Origin of the sequence: Streptosporangium sp. NPDC005286 (genome assembly GCF_040607515.1) — a bacterium.
Lineage (GTDB): Bacteria > Actinomycetota > Actinomycetes > Streptosporangiales > Streptosporangiaceae > Streptosporangium.
The window spans coordinates 1-13,156 of the sequence record NZ_JBEXGU010000213.1 but is presented as its reverse complement, the minus strand read 5'-3'; the positions used below and the strand labels follow the sequence as shown (position 1 = coordinate 13,156).

Here is a 13,156-nt window from a genome sequence, read left to right as displayed (position 1 = left end):
GCGACGTTCGTCGGCCGGGGACGGGAAACCTCAGACGCACGGTGCTCCCCGGATCCTGCGGGGAGAGGCGCTGATGATCTTGTTGCTGACGGTCCTCACCCTTGCCGAGATCACCCGCACGTCCAGCGCCGCGGCGGCAACGAGGTGTTCGGTACCGAGCGTGGTCTCCCACCGGGGGGATCGGAGTGCCGGGTTGGAGAACACCCTCACCGCGTTCGGTCGCACGCTGGATGCGGGCTCGGCCGGTGTTGAATTCGACGTCCGTTTCACCAAGGACCACCATCCAGTGCTGATGCACGACGCCACAGTGGATCGAACCACCACCGGCAGCGGCCGCGTCGCGGCCATGACGCTGACCCGGTTTCGCACGCTGCGTACCGGTGACGGGCAGCACCCGCCGACGCTAGGCCAGGCATTGGCGCTGCTGCGCGGCCGAGTCAGCGAGGCGCTGGTCGAGCTCAAGCAGATTCCCGACGCCGCGGACCTGCGTGCCCTGCACGACGCCTACCGGCGCCAGGACGCCTTTCGGTGGGCGAACCTGGCCTCGTTTTCTCCCATGGCGCTGCGGGCGGTGGATTCCATCCCGGCCCGCAAGGGCCTGGTGACCAGGTCCGCACCATCGGTCGCGCTGGCCGGCACGTACGCCTTCGTCGCGGTGCGCTACGACCGGCTGACCCGCGCCCGGGTCCGCGCCTACCGCAATGCGGGCGTGGCCGTCTACGCCTGGACCCCCAACAACCGTGACGCCTGGCGACGTCTGGCCGGCTACGGCGTCACCCGCATCCTCACCGACCAGAGCACCGACTACCTGGCCTGGGCCCGAGGAACATGCCGGTCGTGAGACACCCACCCTCACCCAACACCACGCGGCCAGGCCAGGCGCGATGAGCTGACCTTGGTGCGTGCCGCATGGCCAGGCATCTCCCACAGCCCGGGACCGCAACGGTCAGACGACACCAGTTCCCGATCTCGTCAGTCCCGGTCACGCTTCGAAAACCATGGTGAAAGGTTACGTGAAAGGCTATGCACGACGAGCCCGGGCACGCACCCGCCCCCATCGATGAGATCGACCACACCCCTACCTCCCCGCTCGGCACCGGCCTTCCCGCCAGCGTGAGCCGGCTGAGCCCCGCCGCCGTGCGCAACCAGGTGTTCACCGTGGTCCGGCTGCGCGAAGGCTACGACCTGGCCGAGGTGGACACCTTCCTCGGCCATATCGAAACCACCTTCACCACGCTCGTGCAAGAAAACGCGGAGCTATACGCCCGAGCGACCGCCGCTGAGCGCGCCGCCAGGCATGCTGGACCGGCGGAGGAGCGCGTGACGCGGATCATGGCGATGGCCCAGGACAGTGCCGACCGGATGCTGGCTGCCGCCGAACAGCAAGCCGAGGTGATCCTGGCGCAAGCCCGCGACCGTGCCGCCGTCCTGCGGCAAGAGGTGCATGCCTCCTGCGGACAGGAGCTGGAACGCCGGACCGAGGAGTTCAACGCTTTCGCCGCCGACTACAGCGACCGGCTCAAGCACAGCCTGCAAGCGCAGGTCGACCAACTGCAGAGCCTGCTCGGTGAACTCGCCGATTTCGGCGAGCTGGGACTGACACCGCCGCCGTCACCGATGGCCACCGGCCGGCAGCCGGCGTCGAGGCAACCGGCATCGCACCCGGCCGGCGACACGCCGACGGGCACGCCTGCAGGTGGCCCCGCCGCCGAAGAGCGCTGAACGACCCGCCGGCCGGTTCGAGAAAACTCTTCTGCGATCCAATCCCGATAAGAGGTGGTGAGACATGTTGATGGCCGAAGGGACACCGGCGCTGGGACCGGCGCTGCAGGGAGCATCTCCCGGTGCCGGCGCGTGGGCTGCGGTGCTGCTGATGTCGCTGTCCACGCTCGCCGGGGCGTGGCTGGCCCGGCGTAACTCCGCGAAGATGACGGTGTGGCTGGCGATCGCCTCAGCGATGATGCTGATCACCGCCCTGGTCGACCTGCTGCCCGACGCCTGGCGAGATGCGGCTGAGACGGGAGTACCCCTGTGGGCCGTCGGGCTGGCCATCGTGTTCGGCTTCCTGGTGATCACCCACTTCACCCGCAAAGGCTGCGGGCACGGGCACGGGGGATCCAGGCCGGTCGGTGGCAGGCACGCGCCCGGCCTGCACCGCCGCGTCAAGGAAGCCGTCGACGCCGCCTTGTTCGGCGGCATGGGCACCGCAGCCGCCCTCACCCTGCACCGGGCGATCGAAGGCGCGACGTTGGCACTGACCGCCTCCGCCGTGGTCGTCATCGCCCTCATGGTCCACTCGGCCGGTGAAGGACTGGCCCTGGCCGCCCTGCTGGACATGGCCAGGCAGCGCCTGGCTCCGTGGCTGGTGGTCTCCTGCCTCAGCCCGGCCGCCGGCATTCTGATCGCCACCATCGCCCCGCTGCCCGGCCAGATCGTGCCGCTCCTACTCGGCATGGTCACCGGTGTGCTGCTGCGCACCGCAATCGTCGGCCTCAGACTTGCCGCCGCCGGCCAAGAGGGCGGTCGACTGTCCAAACGCCACCTGACCGTCGCCGCAGGCGTCGCCGTCACCGGGGGCGCCCTCCTGATCGCCACGCACGGCGTACTGGGTGAAGACCACCCGCAAACCGGGCACCGACCCCACGTCGCCGGCCATACGGCACCCGCCTCACCCGCCCCCGCGCCTTCTGCCCGGCCGCCGACCCCGCAGGCGCCGACTCCGTTGACCCAGGCTCAGTTGCGCGAAGCGGTGGTCACCGGGCGGATGACCCTGACCGAGGTGTTGGCCCGTACCGACGACGCCGTCAAAAACGCCTGGGTCGGATGGCTCCTGTCCATCCTGCCCGGCCACAGCCCTGTCGAGATCGCCAGGCTCCTGACGGTAGGCGGAATCGACGCCAATCGCCGTATCGGTGACCTGACCGAGCAGCAACGCCGCTACCTGCTCAACGCCATCACCAAGTAACCGCCGACCCCGGCGGGGTCTTCCTTGTCACCGCCGACACCGGCCTCCCCAAAGACCATGCCGCCGGAGCCTCCGCTCAGGGCGCCTCCAGTTGCCGGCGGATCAGTCCTGCCAGGTCGCCGCAGGCGAGACCAGCGTGGTCGACGGTCCCATGGGTGCCATGGCGGGTTCGCGCCAGCGGTCCATCCCGCTCGACTACGGCTCCCCACGGCAGATCCTGCGGCACCAGGCCCCGCAGTTGGTTCTCGTACGCGGGCTGCGTCCACGGAGGTGGGGACGGGTCTCGGACACCGACCCGGATCACGTACTCGACATCGTCGAGCCTCCTTTCACGTAATCACTCAAAGCGTGCGACCTCATGTCGCACCCGAAGCCACGGCGAGCCGCAAGGTAGCGGTGAGGTAGATCTCGGCTTCAAGGCGTAGTTGGTACAGGTCGGGCATACCTGACGGTAATGAGTCGACTGCGCCTGACCGTGATTCCTGTTCATCGGGGATCGACGGTCGGTGAGAGAGCGGGCTAATTCCTGTCATCAGGACGATTTGGTGAAAATTCGGTGATGAAAGCATGAGAACGACCTGGACCTTTAATCCTGGCGTCTCATAGTGTCGCCGCATGACGACCGTGCTGTGCGTACCACAATGGCAAGGTTCGGCGTCGAGCAATGCGCCGCGGCTGATGGCCGGTGCTCGCCGCGCCGCCGAACTCGTTCCGGCCGACGCCGTGGTGACCGTGCCGGTGCTTGATACCGGTGGGGAAAAGGTCGCTGGGATCCGCGCGTTCGACGCGCTCGTGGAGAACCAGCGGCTGACGCAGAAGGCACTGGCCGGTATCGACGACCGGGTGATCACCATCGGCGGCGACTGCGCAGTCGACATCCCGCCTATCGCCGCTGCCCACGCTTGCTATGGGGACGCTTTGACGGTGCTGTGGATCGACGCACATCCGGACGTCTACAGCCCGCAGTCCCTGCCATCGGGTGCCTTCCACGGGATGGTGGTGCGCGCGCTGCTCGGAGACGGGCCGGCAGGCCTCACGCCGGAGCAGCCGCTGGCACCACAGCAAGTGATCATCGCCGGAGAGCGGGCGGGCGACGTGTCCGAGCACGAGTACCTCGCGAAGACCGGTCTGCGCAAGTACGGCGTCGATGACCTGGAGCGTGTGCTGGACGGTCTACACGGTCCCGTGTACGTACACATCGACCTAGACGTCCTGGAGCCCACTGCTTTCGGCGCGACCTGCTACCCGGAGCCGAACGGCGTGCAGCCGCAGCGACTGATCGACCTCGTCTCCCAGGTAAACGACATCATCGGGGCAGCCATCACAGAACACGCGCCGTCCAGTGACGACGTCAACCCCGGCGAGGCCGAGGTGATCCGTCGGCTGGGGGCTGTGCTGACGCGCTGATGGTCGCGACAGAGCCGAAACGTACAGTCCCGCCCTGATGTTGAGGACGGCCGCACGCCACTGCGCCGAGCCGCTCGGCCACGCCGGCGGCGAACGCCTCCTCAAAGCGGCGCACCGCCGAGGCGGCCACCCGCGCCAACTGACCCGCGGTCGACGGCTCCACGCCCTCGCTGCGGCATCGCTGCCGTACCGCATCAGCCAACCGGCCGCGATCGATCTCCACCGAGCACACCTCATCGGCCGGCCACTGCGCCCAGCGCTCCTCATCGGCCTCACTGGCCGGCCGCGTCCCGTACGTCTTGCGGATCTGCGCCCGGTGGTACTCGATCGTGCTGCCGACCACTGGTAGTCGGCGAACAGCACGGCGTCGACCTTCACCTGGCCGGCCATGAACTCCACCGCGGCCCTGGGCATGTCCTCGCGCCGGGGGAAGCGCACCTCCAGCTCGAAGAACTCCAGCAGCAGCGCGAACCCGAGCCGAGTCGCCCCGGTCTTGTTCCCCAGCGGCTCCAGCTCGACCTCATCCAGCGTCCAGCACTCGATGAGGTCCTCTAACTCCCACTCACGCCGCACAAGCTCACCGGCGGCGTCGATCGGCGTGTGCGCCTCATCCACCGGAGCCCAGGAGCCCTGGTGCGTCTTGTTCCGATCGCGCGCCAGCAACAGCCCGGCCAGATATTCACGGAACCCCCGGCGCTGCGCGAGCGAGCACCACAGATCATCGAACCGGGTCGCGTACTCCTCCAACGGACCCGGCACTGGTGGGCACGGACGTCGCGTGGTCGCCATCACGACCACCCCCGAACAGCGGCGACCATCCCTATCCACCGGCGTACTGCGATATCAGCCATCCTCTAGGACCAGGTGCGGCCCTGCAGCAGCAGGTGCCCGTGTACGGCTTGCGCCGCCGGATGGCGGGTCCCGGCGCGAGAGGCGAGGAAGAGTGTGTTGATGGGCGGCAGTTCCGGCTCCAGGAGGGCCAGGAGCCGCCCATCGGCCAATTCGGCCGCGCACAGGTAGCGCGGCAGCACCGTGACCCCCGCTCCTGCCGCGACGGCGGCCAGCACCCCGCGCAGGTCGGGAACGACCAGCGCGGGGTTTCGCGTGAGCCGGGTGTCGAAGACGGTGCGCCAGTAGCGGCGCAGGATCGGCAGGTTCTCCGCGTAGGCGACGAGCGGGGCGCCGTCCAGCTGCCCGAAACTCCAGCCGGGAGCGGCGACGAGCACGAACTCCTCGTCGCACAGCGGCTCGACCCGTAGGCCGGCCTTGCGCGGCCGCACGCTGGAGATGACCAGATCGAGGCTGCCGTCGGCGAGGGCGGCGAGCAGCTGCTCAGGCAGGCCGAGCGTGACGCGCAGCCGCAGGCCCTCGCGCACCATCGCGGCCAGCGACGGCAGCACCCTGGCGCAGACCAGCTCGGCAGGGCCGCCCAGGTGGACGGTGCGGCCGAACACCTCAGCAGGCTCGCCGAGATCGCCCGTCACCAGCTCGTCGAGAGCGTCGAGCGGCCCTGCGAGCCGTGCGGCCAGCTCGTCAGCAGCGGGCGTGGGGGCCATACCGCGCGCCACCCGTTCGAACAGCGGCCTGCGCACAGCCCGCTCCAGCGACCTGATCTGGGCGGTGACAGCGGGCTGGGAGAGCTGGAGCAGCTCGGCGGCGCGGGTCACCGACCTGGCCCGGTAGACGGCCAGGAACGTGCGGAGCAGGTCGTACGACAAACTCATCAGAAAGCTGATGATACCCAGAGCCCGTGCTATTGGTGGGTGATGGGTCGCCGGAGGCATGCTCGGGGCATGAGAATTCTGATCGTTCTGACCAGCCATGACACCCTGGGCGACACCGGACGCAAGACCGGCTTCTATGTGTCGGAGGCCGCGCATCCGTGGGAGGTCTTCACCGCCGCAGGCCACGAGGTGGACGTGGCGAGCGTCAGAGGCGGAGTGCCGCCGCGCGACGGCGACGACCCTGCCGACCCCGCGCAGCACCGGTTCCTGTCCGGCCTGGGCGAGACTCCTGCCGTGGACACCCTTGACCCTTTGGCGTACGACGCGGTCTTCTTCGCAGGAGGCCACGGCACCATGTGGGACTTTCCCGACAACCTCGCTCTGTCGCGGCTGACTCGGGAGATCTTCGAGAGTGGCGGAGTGGTGGCGGCCGTCTGCCATGGGCCGTCGGCGCTGGCCGGGGTCACCCTCTCCGACGGCTCGCCCCTGGTGTCCGGAAGGCGGGTGGCCGCCTTCACCAACGAGGAGGAGGAAGCCGTCGGGCTGACGTCCGTGGTGCCGTTCCTACTGGCCGACCGGCTCACCGCAGAAGGCGCCACCCACGTGCCAGGCCCCGGCTTCGCCGCCCAGGTGGTGGTGGACGGCCGCCTGGTCACCGGCCAGAACCCAGCCTCGGCCCGCGACGCCGCCGAGGCGGTCGTCGGGCTGCTGTCCGAGGTCAGGCTGGGCGATATGCGCGCCTAAGTGGCCGGGCCGCGCACGCCTGGCTCGTATCCTGGCGCACCAGCTGTTCGGGGTCACCGCCGACATCCGCGAGGTGGCCGATCGCATCGCGGCGCTCGGCTACGTGGCGGTCGCGCCGGACTTCTATCACCGCGCGGCGCCGGGGGTGGAGCTTCCCGCCGACGACGCGGGGCGCGAGCGGGGGGTCGCGCTGATGAACACGCTGACCGGCATCCTCCTCCCGAGGCTGACCCAGGCTCCAAAGTAACGCTGGGTAGTTGAGGGGGGATTGGCGGAGGCTACGGTTCCTGTTCCTGTTGGGCGCCGGTCAGGGTCTTGCGCACGACGCCGACCGAGACCTTGACTCCGGCGGCGATGGTGCGGATGGATTCCCCGCGCTGGCGGCGCGCTTGTCGTCGTCGACCACGGGGCGGCTGCCGTGTGGATGTTGTACGCCCGGGGACCTCACCGCGAGTGCGTAGGACACCATCCTCTTCGGGGCTCACGACACGGACCCGAGTGCAGTGGCTTTGTTCGCGACTGCGGGCGCCAGATGCGGCTGAGTTGAAGCGTCAGCGGAATCCGACGGGCCTCGATGTCAGTGAGTTTCAGTTCTTCGCCCCGGGCAGCAACATTCTTCGCTCGGTGCTGCTCGACCCCACCGCGCAGGAGTCTCTGCCCGGCTGGCAGAACCGGGTCGGCAGCCTGGTCGCCGCCCTGCGGGTGATGGTCGGTCCGGACGCCAACGACCCGCGCTTGACCGACCTGGTCGGCGAACTGTCGGTGAAGAGCGACCTGTTCCGTCGGCTCTGGTCGCGCCACGACGCCAAGCCGCATCCGGGCGGTGGTGTGCACCGCCTGCGCAACCCGATCGTCGGCGATATCGAACTGCACTACGAGAAGCTCGCTGTCACCGGCGCCGACGGGCAACTGCTCGTCGTCTACCGCGCCGAGCCGGGCTCGCCGAGCACGGCGGAGGTGGCCAGATCCGCCAGCCCTACCGCGAGGGCCAGGAGGACCAGTCGGCCGCGCTCGGTTTGGTCGTCAACGCCGTCGCGCTGTGGAACACCCGTTACCTGTCGGCCGCCGTCGACCAGTTCCGCGCCGAGGGTGTCCCGGTCGAGGACGAGGACGTTGCTCGTCTCAGTCCGCTCGGCCACGCCCACATCAACTTCCTGGGCCGCTACGCCATCACCGCCTCCGCACCCGCCCAAGGCCTTGGTGGTGGTCGACTGCGTGGATCCGCGGGCCATGGCCCGGTTCTGGGGCGAGGCGATGGACTGGACCCTGCACGAGGTGACCGACGATCATGCGGTGCTGCGCTCCGCCAAGGGCGTCGGACCGTATCTCGAGTTCCTCCGCACGCCCGACGCCAAGACCGCGAAGAACCGAGTCCATCTCGACCTCCGGCCGTACCCCGGTGACGATCAGGCGGCGGAGGTGGCCCGGCTGCGGGTTCTCGGCGCCACCGACATCGACCTCGGCCAGGGCGACGTCCCGTGGACGTGCCTCGTCGACCCGGAGGGCAACGAGTCCTGCGTCCTCACCCCGCGCTGACGCGGAGCCTCTTCATCCGCGGGTCGTACAACGGCTCCTTGGCGACGACGGGGGGGCAAGCCGTTCGCCAACGTACTCGATCTCCAGGCGCTGAGAGGCTACGGCCGGCGCTGGCGGCAACCAGGCGTAGGCGATGGCCGTGCCGATCGTGAAGCCGTAGTCGGCGCTGGTGACGTAGCCGACCGGGGCGCCGTGGGCGAACACCGGTTCCTTCCCCGCCATCACCGGGCGGTCCATCGTCAGGCAGGGGGCCCACCGGAATACGACAGTCGGCTAATCAGTGTCTTTCGGGTTGGCAGGGCTCAGCCAGGGCTTGCTGCCAGAGGCGGATCACTGCGTGCACGTGGCCGGTGGCGTCGCGGTCGGCCGGGGGGTCGAGTAGGGCGCCGTGCAGTTGCGCCTCGATGCCCTGGACGGCCAGCAGGGCGTTCAGTTCGGGATTGGGGCCGCCGGTTCCCAGGCGGCGCAGTTCGCCCGCCAGCGCATGGGCGATCTGCTGTTCGGCTTGCCGGAAGCGGGTGACCAGGCCGGGGGTGCGGGGGGCTTGGTCGAACAGCAGCCGGTGTAGGTCAGGCCGGTCGGTATGCAAAGCGGCCACGCACCCCACCAGGTCGGCGAGGAGGTCAGGCAGGGGCGGGCGATGCTCGGCGGCACGGGCGAACACCTGGATGACCTGTTCGGCGCTCTGCGTCAGGTAGTGCTCGGCCAGCGCGACCAGCAGCGCGTCCTTGTTCGGGAAGTACTGATACAGCGATCCGATGGACACCCCGGCGCGTTCGGCGATCTTGTTGGTGGTGGTGTCGGCGTAGCCGTGGCGCTGGAAAAGCTGAGCCGCTGCCTCCAGAATCGCCGCGACCGTCTCGCGGGAGCGCTGCTGGCGAGGGTGTTTACGGGGCGTGAGCACGTGCCTCCAATGCGAGTACCGAAAACTGAGAATAGCTCGCATTATTGAACGGCGGGCTGGTCGCCCCACCTGCTCCCTGCTTTCCCCCTCTCTGAACGGAGACGTCTTCGTGCTGCCCGACCTCCTGGCCTACGGTGTCCGGATCCTGCCCGGCCTGTTGCTGATCGGCGCCTGCTTCGCGCTGGCGCGCGGCGAGCGCGACCCGCTGCTGCGCATCATGGTGCTCATCTTCGGCTTCGTCCTGATCAGGGACGCGATGACACCGCTGGGGTTCTGGCGGCTGGGCGCCGCGGGGGCGATTCCGTGGCTGCGCTTCACCGACCAGGCGGGGATCCTGCTGCTGTTCGGCCTCGGCACGCTGGCACTGACCGCGGGGGTGCTGCGCCTGGACGGCGGGCTTTGCTCCTTGGTGCGCTGGGGCAGGTTCACTCCGGTCACGGTCAGCTGGGGCGTCGGCGGCGGCGTGCTGGCCGCCGGCCCGGTCCTGCTGCTGTCGCTACTGACGCCGATGGCGGAGCGGGGCGGAGCGGTCGCCGTCACGTTGCTGCCGGTGCTGCTGGCCTTCAGCCTGATGGGCAACCTCGCCGAGGAGGTGCTGTTTCGCGGCTTCCTTCAGGGACGGCTGGAACAGCACACCGGCGCCATCCGCGCGGCGCTGCTGTCGGCTCTGTTGTTCGCCGCCTGCCACGTCTTCCTGGCCTCGACGGTCACTGACGTCGGCTGGCCGCTGCTGGCCTTCACCCTGTACGAGGGGCTGATCTGCGCTTTCCTGCGACTGTGCAGCGGCGTGATCGCCGCCGCCCTCGCGCACGGAATCGCGATCTTCCTGCTGGCCGGCGCGCTGGTCTGAGCCGCCGAAGACGCCGAGCCGGGCCCAGGCGGTGAGCGTTCTCAGAAATGAGCGATTGTGTGAGGCCAGGGACCCCCTCGTTCGACGAGGCGTTCAGGGGTCCCGGTAGTATCGGCGAAATTTTCAACGGATACGCAGGTCAGAGCTCCCTTAAGGACCTTCGGGCACAGCTTGGAAGGTGGGCCGCTGACCTGCTTATCCGTTGTTTCCTGCGTCGTTACTACTGGGACCCCATCTTGGTGCAATCGCACCGCCGGCGGCCCCGACTTCATGTTCCTGCACGAAGCACTCCCGGGTGACGTGATGGAGGGTTGCTGGGACATTGATTTGAAAGCTCCGGAGGCCTGTGAATGGGACTCGCCGAAGGCACCTCCACCCTGGCGGCCGCGCAAATACGTAAAACGGCGACCGGCACCGTCGGCCTGCTCATGGGCGTCTGGGTGATCGACTGGGTGCCCAGCTATCTGCTGGAGGAGCGCGGCATCTCCCTCATCAACACCGGCGTCATGTCCGCCATCCCCGGCCTGGTCGCGTGCGCGACCGTCTTCCTCGGCGGCTGGCTGTTCGACCGCTTCTTCCACGACAGAGCCCGGCTCTACGTCATCCCCCCTGCTCCTGCGTCATCGGATCCGGCATGAGCGTCGTCAATGTCGGCGGTCAGATCGCCGGCGTCCTCGCCCCGTTCTCATGGGCTTCCTGGTCGACAAGTTCTCCTACACCGCTGCTTTCGGCCTGCTCATCGCCACCACCGTCCTCGGCGCGCTGATCGCGTTGATCGTGCCCCAGCGCCCTGAGCAGTCCAGCCTCGCAACGAAGGAGCTCGCATGACGACATACGATCTGGTCCTCGCCCGCGGCCGGGTCATCGACCCCGAGACCGGTCTGGACGCCGTACGCGACGTCGGCGTCAACGGCGGGGTCATCCAGGCCGTCTCCGACCAGCCGCTCGACGGCGTCACCACCGTCGACGCGACCGGCCTGGTCGTCAGTCCGGGCTTCATCGACCTGCACAGCCACAGCATGGACGTCGCCGGCCACCGCCTGCAGGCGCTCGACGGCGTCACTACCGTCCTGGAACTCGAGGCCGGCGCCTACCCGGTCGCCGCCGCCTACCGCAGGGCCGAGATCGAGGGCAGGCCCCTCAACTACGGCTTCGCCACCTCCTGGGCTGTGGCCCGTATGGCCGTCCTCCTCGGCCTCGACACCAGCGGCGACCTGAGAAATGACTTCCTCGCTAACATCGGCCGCGAGGAATGGCAGCGCGCCGCTCCGCGAAATGTCGTCGACCGCATCGTCGGCATGCTGGAGCGCGACCTCGGCGACGGCGCGCTCGGCATCGGCATCCTCGTCGGCTACGCGCCCCGCGTCGATCCCTCCGAGTACCTCGCCGTGGCCGCCCTCGCCGCCCGCGTCGGGCTGCCCACCTATACCCACGCCCGCGAACTTGTCGAGATGGACCCCTCCACTCCCGTCGACGGTGCCGAGGAGATCGTCCGCGCCGCCGCCGAGACCGGCGCGCACATGCACTACTGCCACGTCAACAGCACCTCCATCCGCCATGTCGACCGCGTGCTCGGCCTGGTGGAGAAGGTTCGCGCCGAAGGCTCGCGCGTCACCACCGAGGCCTACCCCTACGGCGCGGGCATGACCGGCGTCGGCGCGGCCTTCCTCGCCCCGGAACTCCTCCACCGGCGCGGGCTGACCCCGCACTCCATCGGCCTGCTCGGTGCCGAGGGGCGTATCCCCGACGCCGACACCCTGCGTCGGGTCCGCGAGAGCGAACCCGGCTCGGCGGCTTTCGTCCACCTGCTCGACGAGGATGACCCCGCCCAGTTCGACTACATCCAGCGGGCCCTCACCTTCACCGACGCCGCTGTCGCCACCGACGCCGTACCCCTCCTGTGGCGCTCGGGGGCGCCCGACCCGTTCTCTTGGCCGCTCGGGCCTGACGCCGTCACCCACCCCCGTACGGCCGGCACCTACGGCCGGACGCTGCGCAGGCTCGTCCGGCAGAACGGCGTCCTGTCGCTGCCCGAGGCTGTGCGCCGGTGCACGCTCATCCCCGCCGACGTGGTGGGCTCGGGTGTCCCGGCGATGCGGCGCAAGGGCCGTGTTCAGGCGGGCTGCGACGCCGACCTGACCGTCTTCGACCCCGAGACCGTCAGTGACCGTGCCACCTACACCGAGACGGTCAGGCATTCCTCCGGTTTCGTCCACGTCCTTGTCGGCGGCCAGTTCGTGGTCCGCGACGAGTATCTGTTGCCGACCGCTTTGCCCGGGCGCGCCGTCAGAGCCTGATGCCTGGTCCGGGTCGTCTGGTTGACGGCCCCGACCGCCGTTTCGGGGCCGGGGCCGCAGGCCATCGCGGCGACATCGCCACCGGGCTTGTGCCGGTCGCTGGGCTGGGTGGGGTAGCTGACCTTGTAGTCGAGGTCGGTGGCCTCGGGCACCTGAGCGTCAAGAAGGCGCTGCAGGTACTCCCAGGTGAGGGCCTCTTCAGTGATCTCGGTGCCGAGAAGGGTCTCCAGCCGACGCGATCGCAGGGTTGTCATGGCGCAGGAGACCACGGGGCCGGGAAGCTAACGTCGCGGAGTTATCACCACAGAAGCGTCCAGCACGATTGTCCGACTCTGGGGGCCAGGGGGAGGGGAACGGCGAGCCGGATTACCAGTCTCCCGTGCTGCCCGCACCCACCGGGCCGTCATTTCCGCGAGTTGGGCTGGAGCACCAGCTTTCCCAGTTGCCCATTAGTAGGTTGACACCTCCTTGGGTTTCCGTTCGACTTCACCAGTCTTGACCGGGTCGAAGACCGACTGATCGCCTTCGAGCGCCGTTACAACGAGACCGCTCGGCCCTTCAGATGGAGGTTCACCCCGGCAGACCTCGCTGACAGCCTGCGGTAGCCGTACAAGTGTGAGAGCCCGCCCCAGACGGCGAATTCCAGGGGTCGTCGCAACACGGTGATCAGCTGCTGGCAGGAGAAGCATAAGCGAGACGCTCGGTTGGAGTACCCCCGCCGAGCGCCGC

15 protein-coding genes and 3 pseudogenes are annotated in these 13,156 nt (G+C 69.0%); 14 read left to right on the top strand and 4 right to left on the bottom strand.

Annotated features, from left to right (window positions below):
* From ABZU75_RS41375 to ABZU75_RS41355, 5 genes are all read left to right on the top strand, one after another.
* A partial coding sequence (locus tag ABZU75_RS41375) for a glycerophosphodiester phosphodiesterase (RefSeq protein ID WP_355567250.1) occupies positions 1-841 on the top strand: 841 nt, incomplete at its 5' end.
* A 182-nt stretch (positions 842-1,023) separates the two neighbouring features.
* Positions 1,024-1,722: a DivIVA domain-containing protein gene (locus tag ABZU75_RS41370; protein WP_355567247.1), complete on the top strand. Its 699-nt coding sequence runs from the start codon at positions 1,024-1,026 to the stop codon at positions 1,720-1,722.
* Positions 1,723-1,786: 64 nt separating this feature from the next.
* Entirely contained in the window at positions 1,787-2,965 is a 1,179-nt protein-coding gene (locus ABZU75_RS41365) for a hypothetical protein (RefSeq protein ID WP_355567244.1), read from the top strand.
* A 91-nt stretch (positions 2,966-3,056) separates the two neighbouring features.
* Positions 3,057-3,302 (top strand): hypothetical protein, encoded by a 246-nt coding sequence (locus ABZU75_RS41360; RefSeq protein ID WP_355567241.1) that lies wholly within the window; start codon positions 3,057-3,059, stop codon positions 3,300-3,302.
* Between the two features lie 278 nt (positions 3,303-3,580).
* Positions 3,581-4,372 (top strand): arginase family protein, encoded by a 792-nt coding sequence (locus tag ABZU75_RS41355; RefSeq protein ID WP_355567238.1) that lies wholly within the window; start codon positions 3,581-3,583, stop codon positions 4,370-4,372.
* On the opposite strand, the pseudogene ABZU75_RS41350 reads toward ABZU75_RS41355, so the two are convergent.
* Together ABZU75_RS41350 and ABZU75_RS41345 are read right to left on the bottom strand one after the other, a co-directional pair.
* Positions 4,317-5,161 (bottom strand): annotated as a pseudogene (locus ABZU75_RS41350) (DUF4158 domain-containing protein). The gene ABZU75_RS41355 and the pseudogene ABZU75_RS41350 overlap by 56 nt on opposite strands.
* A 65-nt stretch (positions 5,162-5,226) precedes the next feature.
* The gene (locus tag ABZU75_RS41345) at positions 5,227-6,096 is read right to left on the bottom strand and encodes a LysR family transcriptional regulator (RefSeq protein WP_355567235.1); all 870 of its coding nucleotides are present in this window, start codon (positions 6,094-6,096) and stop codon (positions 5,227-5,229) included.
* Between the two features lie 69 nt (positions 6,097-6,165).
* Between ABZU75_RS41345 and ABZU75_RS41340 the strand changes: the two genes are divergently transcribed.
* The 5 genes and pseudogenes from ABZU75_RS41340 to ABZU75_RS41320 all read left to right on the top strand — a co-directional run bounded on the left by ABZU75_RS41340 (position 6,166) and on the right by ABZU75_RS41320 (position 8,376).
* Positions 6,166-6,840, top strand: coding sequence for a type 1 glutamine amidotransferase domain-containing protein (locus ABZU75_RS41340; RefSeq protein ID WP_355567232.1), 675 nt, complete (start codon positions 6,166-6,168; stop codon positions 6,838-6,840).
* Positions 6,827-7,087, top strand: a complete 261-nt coding sequence (locus ABZU75_RS41335) for a dienelactone hydrolase family protein (RefSeq protein WP_355567256.1) — start codon at positions 6,827-6,829, stop codon at positions 7,085-7,087. Before ABZU75_RS41340 ends, ABZU75_RS41335 begins: the two co-directional genes overlap by 14 nt.
* A 107-nt stretch (positions 7,088-7,194) precedes the next feature.
* Positions 7,195-7,746: pseudogene (locus ABZU75_RS41330) on the top strand (hypothetical protein); the annotation flags it as partial.
* A 41-nt stretch (positions 7,747-7,787) separates the two neighbouring features.
* Positions 7,788-8,009, top strand: a pseudogene (locus ABZU75_RS41325) (Tn3 family transposase); the annotation flags it as partial.
* Complete coding sequence (locus tag ABZU75_RS41320) at positions 7,930-8,376, top strand: VOC family protein (RefSeq protein ID WP_355567253.1); 447 nt, start codon at positions 7,930-7,932, stop codon at positions 8,374-8,376. The pseudogene ABZU75_RS41325 and the gene ABZU75_RS41320, both read left to right, overlap by 80 nt.
* 12 nt (positions 8,377-8,388) lie before the next feature.
* Here the strand turns inward: ABZU75_RS41320 and ABZU75_RS41315 are convergent, their stop codons facing one another.
* Together ABZU75_RS41315 and ABZU75_RS41310 are read right to left on the bottom strand one after the other, a co-directional pair.
* Positions 8,389-8,598 carry a glycine cleavage T C-terminal barrel domain-containing protein gene (locus tag ABZU75_RS41315; RefSeq protein WP_355567230.1) on the bottom strand — a complete coding sequence of 70 codons (210 nt, stop codon included), beginning with the start codon at positions 8,596-8,598 and terminating at the stop codon, positions 8,389-8,391.
* A 55-nt stretch (positions 8,599-8,653) separates the two neighbouring features.
* The gene (locus ABZU75_RS41310) at positions 8,654-9,280 is read right to left on the bottom strand and encodes a TetR/AcrR family transcriptional regulator (protein ID WP_355567227.1); all 627 of its coding nucleotides are present in this window, start codon (positions 9,278-9,280) and stop codon (positions 8,654-8,656) included.
* A 109-nt stretch (positions 9,281-9,389) separates the two neighbouring features.
* Here ABZU75_RS41310 and ABZU75_RS41305 point away from each other — a divergent pair, with 109 nt between their 5' ends.
* The 4 genes from ABZU75_RS41305 to ABZU75_RS41290 all read left to right on the top strand — a co-directional run bounded on the left by ABZU75_RS41305 (position 9,390) and on the right by ABZU75_RS41290 (position 12,427).
* Positions 9,390-10,130 (top strand): CPBP family glutamic-type intramembrane protease, encoded by a 741-nt coding sequence (locus tag ABZU75_RS41305; protein ID WP_355567224.1) that lies wholly within the window; start codon positions 9,390-9,392, stop codon positions 10,128-10,130.
* 350 nt (positions 10,131-10,480) lie between these two features.
* Entirely contained in the window at positions 10,481-10,768 is a 288-nt protein-coding gene (locus tag ABZU75_RS41300; protein WP_355567221.1) for a hypothetical protein, read from the top strand.
* 49 nt (positions 10,769-10,817) lie between these two features.
* The gene (locus ABZU75_RS41295) at positions 10,818-10,958 is read left to right on the top strand and encodes a hypothetical protein (RefSeq protein WP_355567218.1); all 141 of its coding nucleotides are present in this window, start codon (positions 10,818-10,820) and stop codon (positions 10,956-10,958) included.
* Positions 10,955-12,427, top strand: a complete 1,473-nt coding sequence (locus ABZU75_RS41290; RefSeq protein ID WP_355567216.1) for an amidohydrolase family protein — start codon at positions 10,955-10,957, stop codon at positions 12,425-12,427. Before ABZU75_RS41295 ends, ABZU75_RS41290 begins: the two co-directional genes overlap by 4 nt.
* The last annotated feature ends 729 nt before the right edge of the window (positions 12,428-13,156 follow it).

Bases quoted from the DNA above. Each gene is read 5' to 3' on its own strand.
- ABZU75_RS41340 (WP_355567232.1), top strand. From the start codon at position 6,166: ATGAGAATTCTGATCGTTCTGACCAGCCATGACACCCTGGGCGACACC.
- ABZU75_RS41300 (WP_355567221.1), top strand. From the start codon at position 10,481: ATGGGACTCGCCGAAGGCACCTCCACCCTGGCGGCCGCGCAAATACGT.
- ABZU75_RS41370 (WP_355567247.1), top strand. From the start codon at position 1,024: ATGCACGACGAGCCCGGGCACGCACCCGCCCCCATCGATGAGATCGAC.
- ABZU75_RS41355 (WP_355567238.1), top strand. From the start codon at position 3,581: ATGACGACCGTGCTGTGCGTACCACAATGGCAAGGTTCGGCGTCGAGC.
- ABZU75_RS41290 (WP_355567216.1), top strand. From the start codon at position 10,955: ATGACGACATACGATCTGGTCCTCGCCCGCGGCCGGGTCATCGACCCC.
- ABZU75_RS41365 (WP_355567244.1), top strand. From the start codon at position 1,787: ATGTTGATGGCCGAAGGGACACCGGCGCTGGGACCGGCGCTGCAGGGA.
- ABZU75_RS41295 (WP_355567218.1), top strand. From the start codon at position 10,818: ATGGGCTTCCTGGTCGACAAGTTCTCCTACACCGCTGCTTTCGGCCTG.
- ABZU75_RS41315 (WP_355567230.1), bottom strand. From the start codon at position 8,598: ATGGCGGGGAAGGAACCGGTGTTCGCCCACGGCGCCCCGGTCGGCTAC.
- ABZU75_RS41345 (WP_355567235.1), bottom strand. From the start codon at position 6,096: ATGAGTTTGTCGTACGACCTGCTCCGCACGTTCCTGGCCGTCTACCGG.